This window comes from Congregibacter sp., from assembly GCF_965660375.1.
Taxonomy (GTDB): domain Bacteria; phylum Pseudomonadota; class Gammaproteobacteria; order Pseudomonadales; family Halieaceae; genus Congregibacter.
In genome coordinates this window covers 16,692-40,342 of record NZ_CBFHZO010000118.1, presented here as the reverse complement: position 1 = coordinate 40,342, position 23,651 = coordinate 16,692, and the positions used below count along the sequence as shown (strand labels likewise).

Below are 23,651 nucleotides of genomic sequence, written 5' to 3'. Positions count from 1 at the left end.
AGTATGGAATTGTCTCTCTGGACTTATGAGGGTCCTCCGCACGTCGGGGCTATCCGTATTGCCAACTCCATGCGCGGCGTTCATCTGCTCCTCCATGCCCCCCAGGGCGATAGCTACGCCGATCTGCTGTTTACCATGATCGAGCGGGACAACCATCGCCCCCCGGTTACCTATACAACGTTTCAAGCGCGAGACCTTGGCAGCGACACCGCCGAGCTCGTGCTGCGCAGTATTCATGCTGCGGTGGAAAAACATCAGCCACAGGTTTTGCTTGTAGGCGACTCCTGCACCGCAGAGCTGATTCAGGACCAACCGGGATCTCTGGCAACCAGCAGCGGCTTGTCGGTACCGGTGGTACCTGTCGAGATGCTTGCCTACTCGCGCAAAGAGAACTGGGGTGCCGGTGAGACTTTCTACAGCCTGGTACGGGGACTGCTGCAAAATCGCGTGCCTGCGCCTGGCAGCGAAGCAACGCCCCGTGCCAATGAACAACCCAGCGTCAATCTTTTGGGGCCGAGCTCCCTGGGCTTTCGATGTCGTGACGACGTTCGTGAAATCACACAGCTTCTCAACGAGATGGGCGTCCGCGTCAATGTCTGCGCGCCGCTCAATGCGTCACCACACGATCTCCTCCGTCTTCCGGAGGCCGATGCCAACGTATGCCTTTATCCGGAAATTGCCGGACCTGCGTGCGACTGGCTTCAACGTAACTTCAAGCAACCCACCATCAAAACCGTACCTATTGGCGTCGGGGCAACGCGGGAGTTTGTCGCAGAAGTTGCGAAGACCCTGGGCATCGATCACACGCCGGATACCGAAGACTCACGGCTGCCATGGTATTCACGCTCGGTGGACTCCACTTACCTTACGGGCAAACGGGTGTTTGTTTTTGGTGACGCCACCCACACCGTAGCTGCAGCCCGCATTGCGCACGAAGAACTGGCCTTTGAAGTGGTCGGGATGGGCACCTACTCCCGCGAGCAGGCACGGTCCGTCCGCGAAGCCGCCAAAGAGCTCGGTCTTGAGGCATTAATCAGCGACGACTATCTCGAGGTCGAGCGCGTGATCAGCGAGTTACAGCCCGAACTGGTGCTGGGTACCCAGATGGAACGGCATATCGCCAAGCGCCTGGGAGTGCCCTGCGCCGTGATATCTACGCCGGCGCATGTTCAGGACTATCCGGCACGCTACTCCCCCCAAATGGGTTTTGAGGGTGCCAACGTTATCTTTGACAGCTGGGTACATCCGCTGATGATGGGGCTCGAGGAGCACCTCCTTGCGATGTTCCGCGATGACTTTGAATTTAACGACGGTGCCCAGCCTTCCCATCTGGCCGCTGAGGGCGTTACTACCCGCAGTGAGGACCCGGCGGTTAATGATGCAAGCCACAGCGATGCTGAGGGAGAGACCAGCGACGAGCTGACCTGGGATCTCAACGCAGAGCGGGAGCTTCGCAAGATTCCATTTTTTGTGCGGGGAAAAGCCAAACGCAATACTGAAAGATTTGCCGCAGACAACGGCGTGAACGTAATCAAAGTGGATACGCTCTATGAAGCAAAAGCCCACTATAGCCGCTAAAACAGCCGCTAAAACAGCCGCTAAAACAGCCGCTAAAACAGCCGCTAAAACAGCTGCTAAACCGCTAGCCACGCCGGCCGTTTCGACCGGGGCCGAGGCATCGACGAAAGCGTCTGCGAAAGACTCGCTGAACTTTGTCGTCATTACGCTGGACAACCACGTGACCAGCAGCATAGCCCGTGCCGCAAAGGATCTTCAGAAGGACGCTCCGGGACTGGAGGTAAAGGTCCACGCCTCTGCCGATTGGAACGGAGAGAACGAAGCGCTTAAGCGCTGCAAGGCAGACATCGCCACAGGCGACATTGTGCTGGTCACCATGATGTTCATGGAAGAACAGATCAATGCGGTGCTCCCAGCGCTTCAGGAGCGCAGGGAGCACTGCGACGCGATGGTCTGTGCCATGTCCGGTGCGGAGATCATGAAGCTCACCCGCATGGGTAAGTTTTCCATGGACGGCGAAGCCACTGGTGCTGTAGCCCTGCTCAAGCGCCTTCGCGGAAACACCGGCAAAGCGAAGAAACCACCGGGCGCTCAGCAGCTCACCGTGCTCCGCCAGCTGCCCAAAATTTTGCGTTTTATCCCGGGCACGTCCCAGGATGTCAGAGCTTATTTCCTGACCCTGCAATACTGGCTCGCAGGCTCAGAAGAAAACCTCCGCCGTATGATCGCGTACCTCACCGATCGCTATGCCAGTGACGAGCGCGGCGCTTTCAAGGGCACTTTAAAAACCGGGAACCCGGTAGATTATCCCGAAGTAGGGCTGTACGACCCCCAGGCTAAGAAACCTATCTTTGAAAAGCTTGGCAGATCATCCCGCAGTAAACGCGAGATCGGTACGGTAGGCCTGCTAATCATGCGCTCCTACGCCCTGGCAGATAACACCGCACACTATGATGCGGTGATCGCGGGACTTCGCGCGCGCGGCTTAAAAGTCATTACCGCTTTTGCGAGTGGACTGGATGCCCGTCCGGCGGTAGACGCCTATTTTATGAAAGATGGCGAACCAAACATCGATCTACTCCTATCGCTGACCGGTTTCTCCCTGGTCGGTGGTCCGGCCTACAACGACTCCAAGGCTGCGGAAGCCATGCTTGCGTCCCTGGATGTGCCCTACATTGCGGCCCATGCCCTGGAGTTTCAAAGTATTGAACAGTGGGAAACATCCAGTCACGGCCTCATGCCCGTCGAGGCCACCATGATGGTGGCTATTCCCGAATTAGATGGTGCCAGCGTGCCCTCCATCTTCGGTGGCCGCTCCGATCTCGCCTCCCAGACAACGGCCAGTGGCGACACCCATGCCATGCAGCCGCATACGGAGCGTGTGGATGCCCTGGCTGATCGAGCCCTGCGTCTGGTGGAATTGCGAAAGACACCTAAAGGTGAACGTCGCGTGGCAATGGTGATCTTCAACTTTCCACCCAATGCCGGCAACACCGGCACCGCCGCGAATCTTTCCGTCTTCCAGTCCCTCATGAACACGCTTCGCGCACTGCGTGAGGACGGCTATACCGTTGATCTTCCTGAATCAGTGGATGCGCTTCGCGAAGCTATTGTGGAAGGTAACGCCGCGCGCTACGGCGCCATGGCGAATGTCCACACACTGATCTCCTCGGATGATCATGTAACCCGGGAACCTCATCTCGAAGAGATTGAAGCCCAATGGGGTCCGGTGCCGGGCAAGCAGAATACCGACGGCCGCTCACTGTTTGTGCTGGGCGCACAGTTCGGCAATGTATTTATTGGCGTACAACCGGGATTCGGTTACGAGGGCGACCCCATGCGCCTGCTCTTTGAGCGCGGATTCTCCCCCACTCACGCATTTTCGGCGTTCTATCGCTACATACGCGAAGATTTTGCCGCTCACTCGCTCCTGCATTTTGGAACCCACGGTGCACTGGAGTTTATGCCGGGCAAACAATCGGGGATGAGCGACAGCTGCTGGCCCCAGCGACTCATTGGCGATATTCCGCACTATTACCTGTATGCCGCGAACAACCCCTCCGAAGGCATGATTGCCAAACGCCGGGCGGGAGCCACGCTGATCAGTTACCTGACACCACCGATTACCCGCGCCGACCTCTACAAAGGCCTGCAGGAACTGAAAGAGACTATCGAGCGCTGGCGCATGGGTGCCGATGACAGTGCCGAAGTTCGCTCCGACCTGGCAGCGGTCATTCAGGCCCAGGGGGTCGAGCTAGACCTTTGCAGTGAAAAACCCGCCTGGACCGAAGCAAGCAGTACCGAGATCGAGTCCCTTCGCTGTGCCCTCATCGAGCTCGAGGAAACATTGATCCCCTATGGACTCCATGTACTGGGAGAAACGGGTTCCGAGGAAGAGCGCAAGGATATGCTCACCGCAGTGGGTCAGGCTGGACACGAACTGGTTTTGGCTCCTGCGCAGGTCGACGCCCTGGAACAGGGCGAAACCGAGACTTTCAAAAAGCTTGTTGAAGCCGCCAACCCCGAACGGGACGATCTGGACGAGGCAGTTCGCTCGCTCACACATACTGCGGAGCAACTGCACCGCAATCCGGAATTAGAAGCCATACTCCACGCCATGGACGGTCGCTTTATCGCCCCCGCGCCTGGCGGTGATCTCTTGCGCACCACGGACATACTACCCACAGGAAGGAACCTTCACGGTTTCGACCCCTACCGTTTACCCAGCAGGTTTGCCATGCGCGATGGCCTGCGACAGACGGCCAATCTTCTGAGCAAGCATGCAGATTCTGGTGGCGCTCTACCGGAAACGGTCGCCCTGGTGTTGTGGGGCTCTGACAATATGAAAAATGAAGGGGGTCCTATCGCCCAGGCCCTTGCGCTCATGGGTGCCGAACCACGCATCGATGGTTATGGCCGCGTGAGCGGTGCAAAGCTTGTTTCCCTGGAAGAGTTGGGCCGCCCCCGGGTGGACGTGATCATGACACTCTCGGGGATTTTTCGAGATCTGCTGCCCCTGCAGACGCGAATGCTCGCCGAGGCCAGCTTCCTTGCAGCCTCTGCCGACGAGCCCCTGGATATGAACTATGTGCGCAAGCACACCCTGTCTCAGAAGGAAGAGCAGGGCTGCGACTTCGAAACCGCTGCCCTTCGGGTCTTCAGCAATTCGGATGGTGCCTATGGCTCCAACGTCAACCTTCTGGTTGACGACAGTCGCTGGGAAGACGACGGTGAACTCGCAGATGCGTATACATCACGCAAGTGCTTTGCCTACGGACGCGACGGTAACGTGGCCCCCCACGCGGAGCTGCTCAACAGCATGCTGTCTACCGTCGACCTCGCCTATCAGAATCTCGATTCTGTAGAGGTAGGTATCACCTCTCTGGATCAATACTTCGACACCCTGGGCGGTATCAGTCGCGCGGTAAAGCGCGCCCGCAACGGTCAGGAAGTGCCCGTTTACATTTCGGACCAGACATCCAGCAGCGGCAAGGTTCGCACCCTGGAAGAGCAGGTAGCGCTGGAAACACGTACCCGGGTGCTCAACCCGAAGTGGTACGAAGGCATTCTCGAGCATGGCTTTGAAGGTGTGAGGCAGATTGAATCCCACATCACCAACACCCTGGGATGGTCGGCCACCACCGGCCAGGTAGCTCCCTGGGTTTATCAGAGCATGTCCGAAACTTTTATTCTCGACGAATCGATGCGCGATCGCCTCGCGCAACTAAATCCTCATTCTGCCATTAAAGTCGTTAATCGCCTGCTTGAAGCAAGCGATCGTGACTATTGGCAACCAGACCAGGAGAGTCTCGACGCATTGCATCGCGCAAGCGAAGATCTTGAAGATTGGCTGGAAGGTATACCCAGTGGAGTAGTAGCCGCATGAACAAACCTATCAACATTCCAGTACAGCAAGTGGATCCCAATGACAGCCGTGGACTGGACGGAGATGGCAGCCTGCAGGTGCATCTCGATCCCGACGTTCAGATCGACAAGGCCAAAGTATTCGCTATTTATGGCAAGGGGGGTATTGGCAAAAGCACTACGTCTTCCAATCTCTCTGTGGCCTTTTCGAAGCTGGGAAAGCGTGTCATTCAAATCGGCTGCGATCCCAAGCATGACTCAACGTTTACTCTGACCAAGGCACTGATGCCGACGGTCATCGATGTACTGGAGTCGGTGGAGTTTCACTCCGAAGAGCTGACACCAGACGACTACATGTACGAGGGCTACAACGGCGTCATGTGTGTCGAAGCAGGCGGACCACCGGCTGGTACCGGTTGCGGTGGCTATGTTGTTGGACAGACCGTAAAACTCCTAAAACAGCATCACCTCCTGGATGATGCTGACGTGGTGATCTTTGACGTACTGGGTGATGTGGTCTGCGGTGGCTTTGCTTCACCGCTGCAGCATGCGGAGCGGGCGCTGGTAGTTACCGCCAACGATTTCGACTCCATCTTCGCCATGAACCGCATTGCCGCGGCCATCAAGGCCAAATCCAAGAATTATCCCGTCCGCCTGGGCGGTGTCATTGCCAACCGCAGCTCCGGCACTGATGAGATTGATCGCTTCAACGATGCCGTGGGACTCAAGCGTCTTGCGCACTTCCCGGACCTGGACGTCATCCGTCGCAGCCGGCTCAAGAAATCCACGCTGTTTGAAATGGACGACACCCCGGAACTCCTCGCGGTGCAGGAGGAGTACATCAAACTTGCCACGGCACTGTGGGACGGCACGGATGCCCTCGATGCCGAACCCATGAAGGATCGTGACCTCTTTGACTTCCTGGGATTCGATTGATGACCGATAACAGCTATGTCCAGCGCCGTTCCGAGATAGAAACCTATTTCGACAGAACGGCCTCCGATGCATGGACAAAACTCACTTCCAACGCGCCGGTAAGCCGTATCCGTCAAACGGTACGGGCGGGCAGGGACGAGATGCGCAACACTCTGCTCTCCTGGTTGCCGGACAACCTTGAAGGCTGTCGCGTACTCGATGCCGGCTGTGGCACGGGCGCGGTTGCTGTGGAACTCGCTACCCGCGGGGCCCAGGTTTTGGCAGTGGATCTCTCTGCGACGCTCATTGAGATCGCCAGGGAACGCCTTCCTTCGGACATCGGCAAGGGCCACATTGATTTCGAAGTGGGTGATATGGCGGCTCTGGCCACCGGCGAGTTTGACCATGTGCTGGCGATGGACTCCCTGATTCATTACGACGTCGCAGACGGTATCGAAGTACTGAACAGTCTTGCCCCCCGGGTCAGCAAAAGCATGGTATTTACCCATGCGCCAAGCACCCCGTTGCTGGAAATCATGCATGCCACGGGAAAACTGTTTCCCCGGGGTGATCGAGCTCCGGCTATTCAACCGGTGAGTCCCAAACGCCTTGATCGCATGATTCAGGCACAGGAGACCCTGCAGTCCTGGGAGCGCGGCCGGGTATCCCGAGTAAACAGCGGTTTCTATATTTCTCAGGCCTGCGAGTTACGCCGTCAGTGAATTTATCGGCGATCACAGATCGTATTTTCCCGTCGCAGGCCGTGCTTGCGCTGGTGCCCTTCGCCGACGCAGTAAGTGGGGACCTCCCCCTGTCGCGACTGGCACGCCTCTCGCTATTTCAACTCAGTGTGGGCATGGCCCTGGTTCTCCTGAATGGCACTCTCAACCGGGTAATGGTTCTGGAGATGGGCCAATCCGCGTGGCTGGTGTCGCTTATGGTTTCCCTGCCGCTGTTTTTTGCGCCACTGCGCGCTCTGGTGGGGTTTCGCTCGGATCATCACAAGTCGCTCCTTGGCTGGCGTCGCGTACCCTACATCTGGGGCGGCAGCATGACCCAGTTTGGCGGTCTGGCCATCATGCCTTTTGCGCTCATAGTGTTGGCGGACCCCGCCGCGGGACCCCAATGGCTCGGCCCCATGGCCGCAGCGCTCGCGTTTTTGCTGGTGGGCGCCGGCCTGCACATTACCCAAACTGCAGGGCTTGCCCTGGCGACTGATCTTGCGACGGATAACACCCGGCCAAAGGTAGTAGCGCTTCTGTATGTAATGCTGCTGTTGGGCACTATCGTCAGTGCCCTGCTCTTCTCTGTACTGCTCGATGACTTCTCGAACCTCAAGCTCATCAAGGTGATTCAGGGCACGGCTATCGCCACCATCGTGCTCAACGCCATTGCGCTGTGGCGTCAGGAAAGCCTCATGCCATCGCGCACGGATCCTGCCCGCCCCCGACCCAGCTTTTCTGCCAGCTGGGGTGCGTTCACGGAATCTGGTAAAACCAAACGATTGCTTCTTGCCATCGGCCTTGGCACCGCGGCCTTCAGCATGCAGGACATTCTTCTGGAGCCTTATGGCGGTCAGATACTAGGCATGTCTGTCAGCGCCACCACGGGCCTGTCAGCGATTTGGGGATTGGGCATGCTCGTTGCCTTTGCCCTGTCCTCACGACGTCTAAGCGGTGGTGCCGACCCTATACGCTTATCCGGCTACGGCGCTGCCCTGGGGCTTTTTGCCTTCGCGGCCGTCATTCTTTCGGCGCCTCTGGGTTCGCCCTTCCTGTTCAAAATCGGCGCAGCCTGCATCGGCCTTGGCGGCGGCTTTTTTGCCGTGGGCACGCTCACCGCCGCCATGGCACTGGGCAAAGACGAAGAAAAAGGTCTGGCGCTTGGCGCCTGGGGTGCCGTGCAGGCGACCGCGGCAGGATTGGCGATCGCCTTGGGCGGTGCTCTGCGCGACTACGTCACCCATCTTGCGGTGAGCGGGAAACTGGGCAGCGCGCTAATGGACCCGGTGACCGGCTACAGCGCTGTTTATCACCTTGAAATACTGCTGCTGTTTGCAGCACTTATTGCACTGGGGCCGTTAGTACGCGGCTCCGGGCAAATCGGGCAAAAGAGCACGTTCGCTCTCCATGAATTCCCGAATTGACATAGACCCTGACAGGGAGGAACTGAAATGGGTACTGGATCTATAACTGAGTACATTGATGTTGCACAGCTGACGCTCTACGCGTTCTGGCTTTTTTTCTTCGGACTCGTGGGGTATCTGCATCGCGAGGCCAAGCGGGAAGGTTATCCCCTGGTGGACTCTCATAATGAGAACTACACCGGTGGCGATCTATTTGGCATGCCCGAGGAGAAAACTTACATCCTGCCCCATGGCCAGGGTACACGCACGGCACCCAAGGAAGATCCACCAGATTATGAGCTTAAGGCTGAGCAAATTGTCCCTGCGCCGGGCTTCCCCCTGGAACCCACAGGTAATGCGATGCTCGACGGCGTGGGGCCCGCAGCCTGGGCGATTCGTCCAGAAGCGCCTGATCTCAACCATGACCATGGCACGCCCCGCATCATTCCCATGCGCATCGCCGAGGACTGGAGCGTTGAACGCCGCGATCCCGACCCTCGAGGCCGACCTGTTTATGGCGCTGATGGCGAGCAAGGCGGCACCGTGACCGATCTATGGATCGACCTCAGCGAGCCCTGTGTGCGCTACCTCGAGATTTCAGCGGGTGAGCGCCGGGTGATGATTCCCATGACCTTTGCACGCATCAAGTCCAATGGCGACGTCATCGCCAAGTCCGTCTGCGGCAAACACTTTGCCGACGCGCCGACCACGGCCAACCCGGACTTCGTGACGCTGCAAGAAGAGGACAAGATCGGCGCCTATTATGGTGGCGGCTACCTCTATGCGCTGCCTGAGCGCATGGAGCCAGTGCTATGAGTGTTGGCGAATATGAGGACGAACCTGTCCGCGGACTCCCCGACTATCTCCCGTCAGATGAAACACTCATCTGGCAGGGAGAGCCTGATTTTAAGATCATGGCCAGGCGCGTGTTTCACGTGCGGAACGTTGCCATCTATTTCGCCGTACTGATCGTTATTCATCTGGGCGTGCAAACAACCCGGGGCGGGTCGCTGTCCGATATTATTCTGGGCAGTAGCTGGATGATCGGACTGGGCGTGCTGGCAGTGGGGATTCTCACCCTCCTCGCTTATGCCTACGCACGGACTACGATTTACACTCTCACAGATAAGCGTCTGGTGCTGCGTTCAGGTGTTGCTATACCTATGATGGTGAACATTCCGCTCTCGATTGTTACCGCCGCCGATATGAGCAAGCAACCTGACGGCAGCGGTGACATTGTATTGTCTCTGGAACAGAAAAAGCGCCTCTCCTACATGATGCTATGGCCGAATGTACGGAGTTGGAAGTGGAACCCGACCCAGCCAGCACTTCGCAGCATTCGAAATGTAGAAGAGCTGGCGGCAAGTCTTGCCAGCGTAGTAAGTAGCGTTCAGCCCACTCGGGGCGAAAGCGCCTCGGTGGAGAGTCAGCGAGCCGACCCAAGCGCAATGTTCATCGCCTCTTGAGGAACACAAGGAGCAAACCGTGAGTGATGCAATGACGCAGAATTCGCCCGTATCGCGAAGAAGCACCATGGACGCGAATTCACGCATACTCATGACCGGCGTCGCGATCTTCGTGATGGCGGTCCTTGCCGCTACGCTGATCGCGAGGCTCACCGGGTATTCCATGAACTCGGTGCCGGACGCCAATATTGTTGACGTGCGTGAGCTGGGGTTTCGGGACCTCCCCGATGGAGTGGTGGAGGTGTTTGAATGGCAGAGCAAGGACGCGATCGCCAGAATCCCCTCCGGCGAGGGCGCATTCCTCCGAGGCGTAGTACGCAGCCTCGTGCGCCAGCGTCGTGGGCTCGATTCCGGTATCGCCTCCATGTTTGAACTGAAGCGCTACGACGATGGACGGTTAGTGTTCTCGGACCCTTCCACCGGAGAAAAAATAGACCTGGTCGCCTTTGGGCAAACCAATATCGCGGTTTTTGCGAACCTAATGGATGCCCCGCTGATGAACGCGGATTCAGCGCAAGACTGGTGATTGACTACCTCCTAGCGCTGGCCACGGTCACCTTAGCCTGGTGGATAAGCACCGGACTTGTTCTGCTCCTGAACCGGCTGGGCGCGCAGTGGCAACGGGCGAGCATGCTTGCCGTCACTGTTTTGGTAGTACTTTCGTTGATCTACCTTCCCGGTCGCAGTGAAGATCGCAGCGCCGCCGGCGCGCTACTGGGCTTCGGACAGGGACTGGTCATTTGGGCCTGGCTCGAAATGACTTATCTCATGGGCGTCATTACAGGCCCCAGAAATACGCCCTGCCCCGCGGGAGCCAGTACTGCGCGACGATTCTGGCTGGGACTGCAGACAAGCCTTTACCACGAGATATCTGTCATCGCGATGGTAGGACTGGTAGTGCTGATTGCCGGCGACGGACCTAATCAGGTTGCTGCAGCCACCTGTATCTCCCTATGGTTGATGCGCTGGAGCGCCAAACTCAATTTGTTCCTTGGCGTGCGAAACTACAACAGCGACTGGTTTCCGTCGCATTTACAGTATCTGGACAGCTACACTCGCCGCGCATCAATGAACCTGTTGTTCCCCCTGTCTGTGACTATCGGCACTGGTGCCGCCGTAGTGCTCTTGGCCCAAGCCATGGCTACGGTGGATCCCTTTCTGCGCAGCGCTAACCTTCTTGTGAGCGCTCTTTTAAGTCTTGCGGTTCTGGAACACTGGTTTTTGATGTACCCCTTCGGAGAGTCCGCGCTTTGGCGCTGGGCCCTTTCGCCAACCCCTGCTTCGGATAGCGGGAAAAGCGACAGTGCTGTCAAGAACGTGCAAGGAATGCAGTTGACCAAACACCCTTAGTCCAAATGATTTCGAAAAACCACAGCTTTCATGCTTTTTAATTTTCTGGCAAAACTTGAAAAAAATACCCTATGGCGCTACTTTTAGCTTCGCACGTTGATGAATGCCCCGATGCTTGGCATCAACCCTGCGGTAGGAAAAATCTGTCTCCTCGCTAATTGCAAGTTGATTGATAGGTGATTGACAGGTGATTGAACCTATCTTTCTTACCGCCAAGGATTCCAATAATCCGATAAAAAGCCAAGCACTCGACCGAAGACGTTCACGAGTTGTGCAGAGGACCAGTCGCCATGCTAAAAAGCGACAGCAAGGAAGCCCGGATAATTATCACCTCCGGGGGGATCGAACCCAGCAACACCAAGGTGTTCGACAGCGGCCTTTCATTCGACCCGGCCGTATCGCACAATGATTACATTGCTGCGCTGGAAGACGAAAAGCGCAACATTGATGAAGACCTGTCTGTCTACATTCATTTGCCCTTCTGCCCGTCGCGCTGCCTGAGCTGCGACCACCAGACTACGGTCAGTCACGACCACAAGCAAATCGACCATTACCTCGATACTCTGGAGATCGAGGTACAGCTCGTCACGGATCATCTGGGCAGAAATCGGCGCTTGCAACAGCTTCATCTAGGTGGCGGCACGCCGAATTATTTATCGGAACTGCAGCTCGTCAGGCTTGTGGACATCCTGGATAAGTATTTCACCATCGACGCGCAGACTGAATCCTCCCTGGAAGCCAACGCTCACCGCGCTTCGGTATCCCAATTGTCACTCCTCCACGGCCTGGGGTTCAGAAACCTGAACCTGGAGCTGAGAGATCTGGATCCTACCGTTCAGCAAGCGCTGGGCAGGCATCAGTCGTTGCCCGTAGTGCGTGACGTGGTGGAAACCGCACGACAGATCGGTTTTTCCACCGTCGCCACAGACCTGGTCTACGGATTGCCCATGCAAACCGCTTCCAGCGTACAAAAAACTGTTGAGGAATTGCTGGCGCTAGAGCCCGATCGCGTGTCCTGTTTTACCTATTCTCGCCGGGCCGATCATTTTCAGCATCAGCGGGCGATTGACTCCCAGCAGATGCCATCCATCGCTGACAAAGTCGCTATTTTTAGCCGCATTGTTGAGAGATTCAATCACTCCGGTTACGAGTGGATTGGCCTCGATTGTTTCGCGCGCGCCCAGGACCCTATAAGCGAGGCGCACAGAAACGGTTCTCTCCACAGAAACTGGATCGGTTACACGCAGCAGACCGGACGCGGTGTAGTTGGACTGGGAAGCAGTTCAATGACCGATCTTTCCAGTATCTGCGTGCAGAATCATGCGGATATCAACCGGTGGCGTGATAGCCTCGAGCGTGGCGAACTGCCAATGAGTGCAGCGGCGCAACTGAGCCCTAATCTTCGTGCCCGTCGCCATGCGCTGTCTGATCTTATGTGCAACCTGCATCTCGATGACGACCAGCACACACTGCTTGATCCGAAGCAGGAATACCCCGAACTTCAGGCCTTGAAAGCAGATGGGCTCGTGGAGATTGAGGGAGACAAGCTGACCATGACAGAGGCTGGCCGCTTTACTCTGCATCAGGCATGGGGCGATTCATCGCCCATGTATCGCTGGCGCACTATCGCCTAGATCGCCTGGATCGCCTAGGCAGGCTGCTTAAGCGGCACCTCGTTGGCCTGCTTCAATGCACCCGCTAACGAACTGTTCAAGCTGCGACCGATAAAGACTCCGAAGTGCAGACCACTCCTGGCGAAACCAGGGGGTAAGGTCCTCCGGCCGCTCTAACATCCAGCTGTCTACGTTCTCCATGCTCAGCCAGCACCACTCCATAACCTCTTCTGCATGGGGTGACACTTCGGCACCATCCATGGAGCGCGCCAGGTAGACGTGGCACAACTCGTGCTCGCTACCCACCTCTTTGAAATGGGCCTTGTATTCAAACTTGTAGATAGGTGTCGACTCTGCGTTGACGCCCAACTCCTCACGAACCCGGCGTGTTACCGCGGCGTCTATGCTTTCCCCTCGCCGGGGATGACTACAACAGCTATTGGTCCAGAAACCGGGCCATAGGGGCTTCTGCTCACTGCGCCGATGCACCAACAGACGGCCATGATGGTCAAAGAGAAAAGCCGAAAACGCCCGGTGAAGAACACCAGAGCCGTCGTGGGTATTAAATTTATCGCGATACCCAACGACGGTATCGTCGCTATCAACCAGAATGAGTTCTTCACTGGCAAAGGATACGGGGGCGCGCATCACGCTGACGCTCGCGTTATCTGTGCCTGACTCATTGTTAACTTCGGACAAGATCGGCGCTCCTCTAAAAGTGAAACTCCTTGAGCGCGTAATGGCAAACAGTGCATACCGCGCACGGATTGTTCAAGAAACGGTGCCCACGACCGGGGGAGGCCGTGGACACACTTAGTTGCATTGCCCAATGCGCTAGCTGCGCGAGGGGGGCAGTGCTTCCATGTGCTGGGCCGTTGAAGCACCTGCCATCGAATCACCTTCGATCCAGTTGTACTTCGCAGTGCTCAGCAATACAAAATGGATCAGGACCGCTAACGTAAAAAGAAAGATAGCGTTAGCTACCAAAATTCTACGCGGATCAAAAATCATCCATATTTTATGCATGTTGCATCTCCTATATTTAAAACGGTGCACATATGTGCAATCGTCGGTTCAGTGCCTAAAAGAAAACCTGTTAGAACCAAGGTCTCCAGGACCACACCAGAAGGTGTGCTACCACCGCTACTGCGGTGAATCCCAAAAAGCTTTTCACATACAAGCTGTGAAACTCTCGGGCCGCACCATCTGAGAGCCCTGTAAGGCTGCTAGATTCGCTCATGGTTATTTTCTCCCATGTCAACTTACGTTATATCCCCAGACCTTTTCTTAAGGCCTGAGGGGCCTTGACAGCGCTGCGGACACCTATAGAGGCACCTATAGCAACTGCACCTACAACGGACCACCAAAGTGGAACCGCCCTAGATTCTTTTATCCTCCACCAACCATGGCTGCTGCCGGTGCCTTCTCAGACTCCGTCGCGACCTTGATCAACTGCTTTGAACCGTCGGACTGTTTCGCCAGGTTCGGAAAATCCTCGAGCATGGGGGCACCATAAAGAGGCTTGTAAGCGCCCTGGTGACAGGTGTTACACGCGATTTTCTGGGGATCACCCGACGGCCCTTGTCGATGCTCGGGGAGCCAGTCGTTAGTTTCCCAGACATACTCGTTGTTCAACTCTCGCACCATGCGGATCGCATGCCAGGCCTTTACGCGGGTAGGAGGACTCTGCTCCCAGTTGGCGAAGGCGCGGCTGTTGTGACAGTAGGTGCAGTTCACGCCCAGGGACTGGGAGAAATGCATCATCAGTGAGTAGGTCCATTCGGTCTGTTTAATCGACTTGCGGTTGCCCGTGGGCAGCGCTGTGTCGCCCGCCATACGAATGTCTGCATCGCCTTCGAGATAGGGTGTGAAGGGGTCGTAGGGCAGAGATGCGTAACCATTGGCTGCCACGTCGGCAACATTCTGACCGGTGGGTGCCGCTGCAAAAGACCCTGGCATCATCGGTGCTTCTTCCGTGACCCAGACATACTCAGGTACGTTATTGCCGCGGTGACAGGTGTAGCACGTGACACCCGTAGGAGCGGTGTGATTTGCTCCCCAGGTTTCATTAGCTCGCTGGGTCATGGCAATCATTACCCGAGCGACTTTTTTGGTGTACTTGTCATCAGCGGCAAAACCATCGTTGCCATGACAGTAAGTACAGCCTTCTTCCGGAGAGACCCACTCGGTAATGGAGGCCATGAGGCGGGTGAACTCACCCACACTCAGATCACCCAGCACCTGCACGTTTTCATAGATATCGCCGGCTTTGGGGCCGGTGGCCGGCACCGCGGGTGCAGCCTCGGGCGCCTGGTTCCTGGCGATCATGTCGTCAAGCTGAGCGGGGTTGACTACCTGCTCCATCCCCGTACCGCGATAGCCACGTTGTACCACCTCCTGCGGCGGCTTTTCACAGCCTGCCAGGGTAACCGTCGTGAGCAATACACCCACACCAAGCATTCGCATAGAAATTTTCATCACTGACCTCCCGTCAACATGGGATCAACCGTGGGAGTTGCCTCAAGTACCGGATAGGACGGCGCTACTCCGTGTTTCACAGCCCAGAGATACCAGTTGTCTACCACCGTGCCTGTCAGCAGGATTCCGATGCCGCCGGTCACTACTGTTAGTACCGCGAACCACCAGGCCCAGCGGTGAATGGATTCCATGGAAGCATTGAAGCCCATGGTCCAGCGCCAGAACAGTGCTGCGCGCTCCGATGCCGTACCCCGATCGGTAATCTGATCAATCTCGCGATCACCGCCGTAGCGGGTTACCGCCAGAATCGTTGCACCGTGCATGGCAAACAGCAGTGCGGAGCCGTACAGAAATGCAATGGAAAGCATATGGAAGGGGTTATAGAACAGATTTCCGTAGCGCAGCGAGAAGGCCGCGGTCCAGTCCAGGTGCGGGAAGATGCCAAAGGGCACTGCCTCACTCCAGCTGCCCATGAGAACGGGACGGATGAAGCCGAGCACCAGATAGAGCCAGATAGCACCACCAAAGGCCCAGGTAAGATGTTGTCCCATACCCAAAGCTTTTGAGCGCCGGTAGGTTCTCAGCCACCAGAGCATAATCGACAGCGTCAGGAAGAACCCGGCAATCAGCCACCAACCGCCATCATTCAGGGGCGGGAGGCTCAAGCCGTACTGGGGTGGTGGCGGCTCAAGAGCCAGCCAGAACAACTGTCTTACAAACTGTACGGGATCCCAGTTGACTGAAGCCCACATGTTGAGACCAATAATCTCAAAGGCGATAAGGCCGCAAACAATGGATGCCAGACCCAACGAGCCGAGATAGAACGGTCCTATCTGTGCATCACCAATTTTTCCCGCCCAATAGTTATCGGTGGGAGTACCAATGCGGTTCTCGTTCTCCGCACCAATAGACACCCCGGGATAATGGGGTCCGCGAACCTGGACCCGTGTAAAAATATTTTGATATTCAAGGCTCATATTTTATTCCCCTCAAGACCAGACCGGTAGATTGAGCCACCAGTTCCACCATTCGGGCCAACCGCGGGTCCAGAAAGGTCCACTTAAAACAATACATACCGCACTCCAGAAACCGGCCGACAAAGCCAGAAAAAGACCCAGGCGGTGGATACCGAGCGCGCCAATGGAGTACCCCACATCGTCGCGGAAAAAGGTGTTTTCGTGCTCACCGGTTTTCACTACGGGATCGTCATCGCCAGGGTTGGTCACCATCAAAATGAGTGATCCGTGCATGGACAAAGCCAGCGTCGTGGTAAAGAAAAACGTTACCGCAAGCATATGCGCTGGGTTGTAATGGAAGTGCAGGTACTGATAACCAACGTTCGACACCCAATCGAGATGACTGAGGATGCCGTAGGGAAATCCGTGCCCCCAGGCGCCGAGCAAAAACGGGCGGATCACCACCAGGGTCACGTAGGCAAAGATCGCTACCGCAAACGCGAAGGGCACGTGGAGCCCCATCCCGAGTTTTCGTGAGATTTCAACTTCACGCAAAGCCCAGGAGCTGAAGGCTCCGATGGCACACAACGTGATGATCTGCCAAAGCCCTCCGTCCATCAGAGGCGCGAGTCCGAGACCGTAACTCAGGTCCGGTGGCGCAATATTGATTTGCCACACGTTCCACGTCGGACCCATGGCTGCGCCATAAAGAATCAACGCGGTACCCACTACGCTAAAAAATATCGTGGTGACACCAAAGAAGCCGACGTAAAACGGCCCCACCCAGAAATCAAAGAGATCCCCACCGAGCAACGTGCCTCCACGTACCCGGTACTTTCTCTCAAAGCTCAACATGGACATGCCGTAACCTCCAAACCCGTCACTGACGGTGAATTTCGATAGTTCTTCCGCAGCAGACAATCACCACGGTTCAATTTAATTAACGCCCTACCACTCAAAAGCATAGGGAATCACCGCCAAAGCGACGCGCCTTGCTTCTTCGAAGCAGGATTCGCGTTTCCGAGCGCTGGCCGCGAAGGGCCTCAGCGCTCGGGGTAGCAAGCGCGTTATCACGCTCACCACAAAAAAACAGCTCACAGCCATCGCCAATAACAGTCGATAGCTTCGTTTATCAGTTTGTCGCACTTGCTGTGCTCCTACGTCCACTTCCCCAGCTTTCAGCATGCCTCCGCCCTCCCCGGTTTTGGCTCGCAATCTCTGCAATTGGTTTTATCAACATCTAGGCGGTCTCCGGCTCGTCAAGGGACTCGGATTTCGCACTTGCCTGTAAGCTTTTATCCAGATGTTCAACGCCGACCTGATCAGCGCTTGCCGCTCTTGCCCGCTGCTCAGCCGCGTCCCGAAGACGCTTGGCAACAGAAATTCGCAGCAACACCGGCTCACGCTCAAGCTGCTTCTCGAGCAGTGTCTCCGCTTCGTGCTCCCAGACGAGCTCTTCGTTGAGCCGAGACGGCGTCGCGTCAATCTGATCCAAATCAGTGCCGAGAGGGAGAATGTGGAACAGCGCATCAAACAATGCGTTACACACTTCCTGGAGCACGTAACAGGCACCTGCGTAGCCCATAAAAGGCGTGCCCGTATGGCGACGCACGATGGAGCCGGGCAAAGAGGCGGGAATGTACATGGTGCGTGCCTGCGTCTCGGCGATGTACATGCGTTCGTTATAGCTGCCGAACACGATGAGCGGCGCGCTGTCCGCGATAGCGGCGCGCACGGCTTCGTTATCGGTTTTTGCTCCTGCGCAGCGAGAGAAGGAAAAGCTGCAGGGCATGCCGAGTTCTTCTTCCAGAAAATTACGCAGTCCGCGGGAATAGGTTTCGCTGGCGGCAACGCCAAAGTTTGCCGTGCCGAAAAAGTCCTGAGTTACCGAACGCCAGAGGTCCCACATCGGCTTGATGGTGGTGTGCTTTTCCTGCTCGATGAAAGGCTGGGGATCAAGCCCCAGTAGCTCGCCCAAAGACTCCAGGAATGCAGTCGTTGAATGCAAGCCAATGGGTGCCTGGAGATAGGGCTTTTCCAGTCCTTCGCAGAGCTTTCGGCCAAATTCCCGGTACATACACACATTGACGTCCGCATCGGCAAGCTTGGGTACATCGTCCAGCTGCACGCCCATGGGGAAGGTCAGATTGATCTCTGCCCCAATCCCTTCGACAAGACGCTGAATTTCTGCGACGTCGGACCAGGTGTTAAAACAACCATAGATAGGTCCAATGATATTGACCCGAGGCTTCGCGCCCTCTTCCCTCGGCGTTTGTTTGGCTTTCTTGCGCTTGGTTTTTCCATAGCGATCCCAGAGCCAATACATCGCGCGATCGGCACTCTGCCACTGATCTTCATCAATGGTGCGAGGCAGGAATCGTTCAATATTGGTATCCCGCGGCGTCACGCCACCGCCGATCATTTCGGCAATAGATCCTGTGACGACCACCGACGGCCTCTTGGGGTCCAAGGCTTTGTGGGCGCGTCTGAGAGCACCCTCAGTACCTTTCTGACCCAGCTCTTCTTCTGCAAGACCCGTCACCACAATGGGCAACTCGTGCGGTGGCAGCGCATCGGTATAATGGAGCACGGAGGTAACGGGTAGGTTTTCGCAGCCCACGGGACCATCAATAATGACCTGGAGTCCCTTGATGGCAGTGAAAACGTAAACGCTTCCCCAGTAGCCGCCCGCGCGGTCATGATCGAGCACTAACATTACGCGGCCCTCCCCGACGCACTCGGCCAGATACCGGCGGTTTCGCCTGCACCTACACCGTTGAAAAAAGACTCCATGCGTGCAAATCGTTCCTTGTTACCCACGGCGGTGTTAATCACCTGCGCCAGAGAACCAGGACCCGCCGGCCCCATAAGGGGACGAGCAGAAATCAGGTTCGTAAAGTAAAGACCGGGGATACCCTGCTCTTTCGCGTGCTGCACCACTGGTGTAGTACCCACGGCCAAATCGGGCTGAAACTCTTCGACCGCTGCAATGTCATCTTCCAAAGACGCGCGGTAGTTCACCTGCACACCTTTGGATTCCAGCCAGTTTCGATCATCGTCAGACCAGGGTGTTTGTGGACAGGCGGTACCCACATAGCGCAGGTCCGCACCCGCTTCCACAAGGAGTCGCGCTACCAAGAGCTCTGAACCTTCGTAGCCGGACAGAGTGATGCGGGCATCAACGGGGGCTGCAGCGAGCGCTCCCTTAATAGCAGGAAGAAGCGCGTTACTGGTTTTGGCAAGAACCTCATCTTTAACGCCGGCGCTTTCAGCGATCGCCTTGAGCCAGGCCGCAGTACCGTCGTGCCCCACGGGCGCAGAGCCCACAAGTGAGCGTCCGGCCGAGGTAAATTCCCGGGCCGTTGCCTTATAAAAAGGGTGAAGCATGGCGGCGATAGGGCTCGCCAGCGCCGCATACAGCTCCCGCCATTCACGGGTGGGAACTATGGGACCAGCAGCCAGCCCCATGGGCTCGAGCATGCGTCCGATCATAATGGCGTCGACGGGGAAAATCTCGCCCACAAGGGCAACCGTGGGTCGACCCACACTCTCTGCCTCTGGTCTCGCTACGGGACCCTGCTCGGCCTCGCTACGCGCATAGGAAAGCATCGCGCCTGCCAGAATATCTTTCGCTTCTGCGTGGGTTGGCACACCGAAACCGGGAACATCGATGCCTACGATGCGGACACCGTTAATCTCCTTGGGTAACAAATCCAGAGGAACACCGGAGGCCGTCGGCACGCAAAGATTAATGAGAACTATGGCGTCGTATTTATCCGGATCAGCCAGCTTGTAGGTCGCTTCCCGCAAGTCCTCAAAGAGCTTTCCGGTCACCAGCGACTCCGAATCGAAAGGCACATAGCCTACCGTTCGGCGAGCACCGTAAAAATGCGAAGTGAAGGTCAGGCCATAGACGCAACAGGCAGATCCGCAGAGGACGGTCGCAGTGCGTCGCATACGCAAGCCCACTCGCAGAGAACCAAAGGCCGGACACATGCTTTGGGGCTGGTCATGGGGACCGGTGGGATAATCCTTGGCATATTGCTCGAGAACTTCGCTTTTGCCGGCTTCTGCCGCCGCTTTTTTCATTGTGTCGGCGCCGGCGTGACAGCCTGATACCGTATCCTTGGCATCTGAACTGGCAATCACATCGGCGGGTTTCACAGTAGTCAGCGAATCAGACATCGTCGTAGATCACCTCCAGTGAAGGGCGGTTCAATGCTTCTACGTTGCAAAGCTCTTCAACACTTGCGGGCTCCAGAACGACATTGCGACCTACAGCATCACCGTCAAAGAGCGCCAGGAGATCATCCTGGGAGAGCGCGGTCGGCTGCTGCGGAGGCGCTTCTGCCACTTGCTGGGCAAGACCCTCAAAGAGCGACCCCCACTGACTTTCGGGCCGCCCGATGATTTCGTAGTTGGCGCTCTTCTTGCGAATGTCATCGTCGGCAGGAATCGCGGCTAATTGGGGAATCCCCACAGCCTCGCAAAAGGCCTGAGCTTCGCCGGAGCCGTCGTCTTTGTTGGTCACCATACCGGCAACGCCGACGTTACCGCCGAGGCGACGGAAATACTCCACCGCGGAGCACACGTTGTTGGCCACGTAGAGGGACTGGAGGTCGTTGGACGCCACCACAATCACTTTCTGACACATGTCCCGGGCGATAGGCAGACCAAAACCGCCGCAGACCACGTCGCCCAGAAAGTCGAGGAGCACATAGTCAAAATCCCAGTCGTGAAAGCCCAGTTTTTCCAGGGTTTCAAAGCCGTGGATGATGCCGCGACCGCCACAACCCCGGCCCACTTCGGGACCACCGAGCTCCATGGCAAAAACGCCATCGCGTTTGAAACAAACGTCACCGACAACGAGCTCTTCGCCGGCCGCTTTTTTCTTGGATGCGGTCTCAATGATCGTAGGGCAAGCCTTACCGCCAAACAGCAATGACGTGGTGTCACTTTTGGGGTCACAGCCAATGAGCAGCACTTTCTTGCCTTGTTGCGCCATCATGTAAGACAGGTTGGCGAGGGTGAAGCTCTTGCCGATGCCGCCCTTCCCGTAGATCGCAATGATCTGTGTTTTGGAACCGCCATCATCAGAGCTGGCGAGAAGCGAGCCCTCATCATTACCAGGAGTGTATTGGGTTACAGCCTTATTCATCAGTGCATGCACCTCCAGTCGAGGACCATTTTCAGACAGTCCGGATCGCCAAAGGCCATGCGGTATGCAGGGGCGGCGGTGCGCACTGACTGATGGTGAGTGATTAAACCGCCGAGGGAGAGAGACTCGTCCCGAACCAGGCCCAGGGCCGATTCAAGATCAGGTTTCTGCCACTCTGCGGCGATGGAAAATGACACTTCGCGTTGAAACGCCGGTGGAAAACTAAAATTCACCGGGGCGTGATAAAAACCCGCAAGGATCACCTGACCACCCGGCGAAAGCCGCGCTATCAAGCTGTCGAGAATATTGGCATCGCCACTAACATCTGCGATGACTTTGTAGTCTTTGCGCTGATCGCTATCCGGCGTGATTACCCGGTAACCTGCCGCGCCGCTATGGCGGCTCCCGTTGGTCTCCCAAACCGTGGGGGCGTCGCCGCCAAGGGCAATGACAATGCGCGCGAGCAGGCGTCCCAGAACACCGTGACCAATGATCAAGTCCGGGAGTGCGTGCTTACCAATACGCAATGCCGCGTGATGCGCTGTTGCCGCGAGAGCGAGCAGGATGCCCTGATCGCCCAGGGATTCATCGATAGGAATCAGACGCTCAGCGCCCACAACGAGGCTTTCGGCCGACGCGCCAAAAAGACCTCGAACATTGGTGTATCCCGCGGAGCCCGGTACGAACACCAGGTCCCCCGCTTTGCGCAGCCCCGAAGACCCCGCTTCGACTACCCTTCCAACAGACTCGTATCCGGGGACAAGGGGGTATTCAAGACCGGGGAATGCCGGCATGCGGCCATCCCAAAGAAGACGCTCGGTGCCTGTACTGATACCACTCCAGAGCACTTCCACAACGCAGTCGTTGTCAGCAGGTTCCGTCAGGCCAACACTGCGAAGGGACATAACACCCGGCTTCTCAAAGACGACGGCAGTCGCGGTGCGATCTACCACTGGCTTTCTCCTGTGAACGTCGGACACTTCAATTTATTCATAGTGTCAGTTTATATGGACAGCAGTCGCTGTCAAGCAAAAATGACATATTCATTGGCAAGCCCTCTGAACACTCAGGACGCCGCCGCCGGACGCGCCGTCAAAACACGCACAAGGAGCGGCTGATAACTGCCAAGCTCCCGGACATCGGCAAAACCCGCCGCCTCCAACATCCCACGAATTCGCGCCAAGCTGCGCGGCTGACCACTGCCCATGGCCCAGAGATACAAGTGAAAATAGGCGCCGACACCAGGCGCTGCGGCCGTTTCGGCCATGGGCTCGCCCAGCAGCAAAAGACCATCGGGCTTCATGGCGCGGCGCACACCCCTTAGCAGCCGCATCACCAGATCATCGTCATGATCATGAAGAATCCGAATAAGACTGATCACGTCGGCACCACGGGGCAAAGCATCGAGAAACATGTCACCGCCCAGCGCATGCCCCCGGCCCTGCAACCCCTCTCGGGCGAAACGTTCGCCGGCGAGCACAGCGACATCCGGGAGATCAAATACCCGCGCGCGAAGGTCGGGAAAACGCCGCAGGGCCTCTGCGGCAAACACACCACTCCCACCACCCACATCAAGGAGCTCCCGCCGCCCCTCCAAAGAGCAGTGCGCGAGGACATCATCCGCAACAAATGACTGTGATTGCGCCATGAGTTCGCTGTAGCGTTGCGCATTCTCTGCCTCACTGTGCCCAGGCTCGGCCGCGTAGGCCCAGTACTGACTCAGGGCGCTTCGGGAGCGATCCCGCAAAAGCGCTAAAGGGTCGCCGAGATCCTGATAAAGCAGGTGATGATGACGCACCATGGCAGCTATTCCCGGGCTGCCGCGACTGGCCGCCCCCAGATCACCGAGGCGCCAGCCATCAGATCCCCAGCGCTGCAAAAGCCGAAGCTCTGCAGCCCCGCGCAGCAGGCGCTCCAGTCCCTCTATGGGCACATCGCAGGCAGCGGCAAGCTGCGCCGACGTTCGCGGACCCGCCGCAAGACGCTCAAAAAGATCCAGCTCTACGCAGGCAGCAAGCACCTGGGAATAAACGAAGCCCGCGGTAATATCAAAAAGCTCCCGGGCCCGCCGGCGGGCAATCCAGCGCGATAGGGGAAAGCGCAGTACAGACTGATGGAACGCGGGACTGCCCAACAGACGATCCCGCCGCGTGAGCAGCCAGTTTTTCAGGCGCATGAGATCACGCCTGCAAAGAGCGCGGGTCGAGC

21 protein-coding genes are annotated in these 23,651 nt (G+C 57.0%); 10 read left to right on the top strand and 11 right to left on the bottom strand.

The annotated features are described in order from the left end of the window. Positions 1-3: 3 nt before the first annotated feature. The 10 genes from bchB to ACTG3T_RS11775 all read left to right on the top strand — a co-directional run bounded on the left by bchB (position 4) and on the right by ACTG3T_RS11775 (position 12,872). Entirely contained in the window at positions 4-1,578 is a 1,575-nt protein-coding gene (gene bchB / locus ACTG3T_RS11820; RefSeq protein ID WP_439102478.1) for a ferredoxin:protochlorophyllide reductase (ATP-dependent) subunit B, read from the top strand. Further along, entirely contained in the window at positions 1,550-5,404 is a 3,855-nt protein-coding gene (locus ACTG3T_RS11815) for a magnesium chelatase subunit H (RefSeq protein ID WP_439102477.1), read from the top strand. The genes bchB and ACTG3T_RS11815 overlap by 29 nt, the downstream gene beginning before the upstream one ends. Then, the gene (gene bchL / locus ACTG3T_RS11810) at positions 5,401-6,318 is read left to right on the top strand and encodes a ferredoxin:protochlorophyllide reductase (ATP-dependent) iron-sulfur ATP-binding protein (protein WP_439102476.1); all 918 of its coding nucleotides are present in this window, start codon (positions 5,401-5,403) and stop codon (positions 6,316-6,318) included. The genes ACTG3T_RS11815 and bchL overlap by 4 nt, the downstream gene beginning before the upstream one ends. After that, entirely contained in the window at positions 6,318-7,019 is a 702-nt protein-coding gene (bchM, locus tag ACTG3T_RS11805) for a magnesium protoporphyrin IX methyltransferase (protein ID WP_439102475.1), read from the top strand. The genes bchL and bchM overlap by 1 nt, the downstream gene beginning before the upstream one ends. After that, positions 7,016-8,443: a BCD family MFS transporter gene (locus ACTG3T_RS11800; protein ID WP_439102474.1), complete on the top strand. Its 1,428-nt coding sequence runs from the start codon at positions 7,016-7,018 to the stop codon at positions 8,441-8,443. Before bchM ends, ACTG3T_RS11800 begins: the two co-directional genes overlap by 4 nt. Before the next feature lie 27 nt (positions 8,444-8,470). Continuing rightward, a complete protein-coding gene (gene puhA, locus ACTG3T_RS11795) occupies positions 8,471-9,238 on the top strand; it encodes a photosynthetic reaction center subunit H (protein ID WP_439102473.1) in 768 nt (255 codons plus the stop codon). Further along, entirely contained in the window at positions 9,235-9,888 is a 654-nt protein-coding gene (gene puhB, locus ACTG3T_RS11790; protein WP_439102472.1) for a photosynthetic complex putative assembly protein PuhB, read from the top strand. Before puhA ends, puhB begins: the two co-directional genes overlap by 4 nt. A 19-nt stretch (positions 9,889-9,907) precedes the next feature. Further along, positions 9,908-10,414 (top strand): photosynthetic complex assembly protein PuhC, encoded by a 507-nt coding sequence (gene puhC, locus ACTG3T_RS11785; RefSeq protein ID WP_439102471.1) that lies wholly within the window; start codon positions 9,908-9,910, stop codon positions 10,412-10,414. After that, a complete protein-coding gene (puhE, locus tag ACTG3T_RS11780; RefSeq protein ID WP_439102470.1) occupies positions 10,411-11,238 on the top strand; it encodes a putative photosynthetic complex assembly protein PuhE in 828 nt (275 codons plus the stop codon). Before puhC ends, puhE begins: the two co-directional genes overlap by 4 nt. 290 nt (positions 11,239-11,528) lie before the next feature. After that, the gene (locus tag ACTG3T_RS11775) at positions 11,529-12,872 is read left to right on the top strand and encodes a radical SAM protein (protein WP_439102469.1); all 1,344 of its coding nucleotides are present in this window, start codon (positions 11,529-11,531) and stop codon (positions 12,870-12,872) included. Positions 12,873-12,899: 27 nt separating this feature from the next. Here the strand turns inward: ACTG3T_RS11775 and idi are convergent, their stop codons facing one another. The 11 genes from idi to ACTG3T_RS11720 form a co-directional block, all read right to left on the bottom strand. Beyond that, positions 12,900-13,550, bottom strand: a complete 651-nt coding sequence (gene idi, locus ACTG3T_RS11770; protein WP_439102468.1) for an isopentenyl-diphosphate Delta-isomerase — start codon at positions 13,548-13,550, stop codon at positions 12,900-12,902. A 135-nt stretch (positions 13,551-13,685) separates the two neighbouring features. Next, complete coding sequence (pufA, locus tag ACTG3T_RS11765; protein WP_023660414.1) at positions 13,686-13,877, bottom strand: light-harvesting antenna LH1, alpha subunit; 192 nt, start codon at positions 13,875-13,877, stop codon at positions 13,686-13,688. 70 nt (positions 13,878-13,947) lie between these two features. Next, positions 13,948-14,091, bottom strand: a complete 144-nt coding sequence (gene pufB / locus ACTG3T_RS11760) for a light-harvesting antenna LH1, beta subunit (RefSeq protein ID WP_439102467.1) — start codon at positions 14,089-14,091, stop codon at positions 13,948-13,950. A gap of 149 nt (positions 14,092-14,240) precedes the next feature. After that, entirely contained in the window at positions 14,241-15,329 is a 1,089-nt protein-coding gene (gene pufC / locus ACTG3T_RS11755; RefSeq protein WP_439102466.1) for a photosynthetic reaction center cytochrome PufC, read from the bottom strand. Continuing rightward, a complete protein-coding gene (pufM, locus tag ACTG3T_RS11750) occupies positions 15,329-16,306 on the bottom strand; it encodes a photosynthetic reaction center subunit M (RefSeq protein ID WP_439102465.1) in 978 nt (325 codons plus the stop codon). Before pufM ends, pufC begins: the two co-directional genes overlap by 1 nt. Before the next feature lie 12 nt (positions 16,307-16,318). Continuing rightward, entirely contained in the window at positions 16,319-17,146 is an 828-nt protein-coding gene (pufL, locus tag ACTG3T_RS11745; protein WP_439102464.1) for a photosynthetic reaction center subunit L, read from the bottom strand. 379 nt (positions 17,147-17,525) lie between these two features. After that, the gene (gene bchZ, locus ACTG3T_RS11740; RefSeq protein WP_439102463.1) at positions 17,526-19,001 is read right to left on the bottom strand and encodes a chlorophyllide a reductase subunit Z; all 1,476 of its coding nucleotides are present in this window, start codon (positions 18,999-19,001) and stop codon (positions 17,526-17,528) included. After that, complete coding sequence (gene bchY / locus ACTG3T_RS11735) at positions 19,001-20,470, bottom strand: chlorophyllide a reductase subunit Y (protein ID WP_439102462.1); 1,470 nt, start codon at positions 20,468-20,470, stop codon at positions 19,001-19,003. Before bchY ends, bchZ begins: the two co-directional genes overlap by 1 nt. Beyond that, positions 20,463-21,443, bottom strand: a complete 981-nt coding sequence (locus ACTG3T_RS11730) for a chlorophyllide a reductase iron protein subunit X (protein ID WP_439102461.1) — start codon at positions 21,441-21,443, stop codon at positions 20,463-20,465. The genes bchY and ACTG3T_RS11730 overlap by 8 nt, the downstream gene beginning before the upstream one ends. Next, positions 21,443-22,396 (bottom strand): chlorophyll synthesis pathway protein BchC, encoded by a 954-nt coding sequence (gene bchC / locus ACTG3T_RS11725; RefSeq protein WP_439102460.1) that lies wholly within the window; start codon positions 22,394-22,396, stop codon positions 21,443-21,445. The genes ACTG3T_RS11730 and bchC overlap by 1 nt, the downstream gene beginning before the upstream one ends. Before the next feature lie 113 nt (positions 22,397-22,509). Then, positions 22,510-23,619, bottom strand: a complete 1,110-nt coding sequence (locus tag ACTG3T_RS11720; protein ID WP_439102459.1) for a methyltransferase — start codon at positions 23,617-23,619, stop codon at positions 22,510-22,512. Positions 23,620-23,651: the final 32 nt, after the last annotated feature.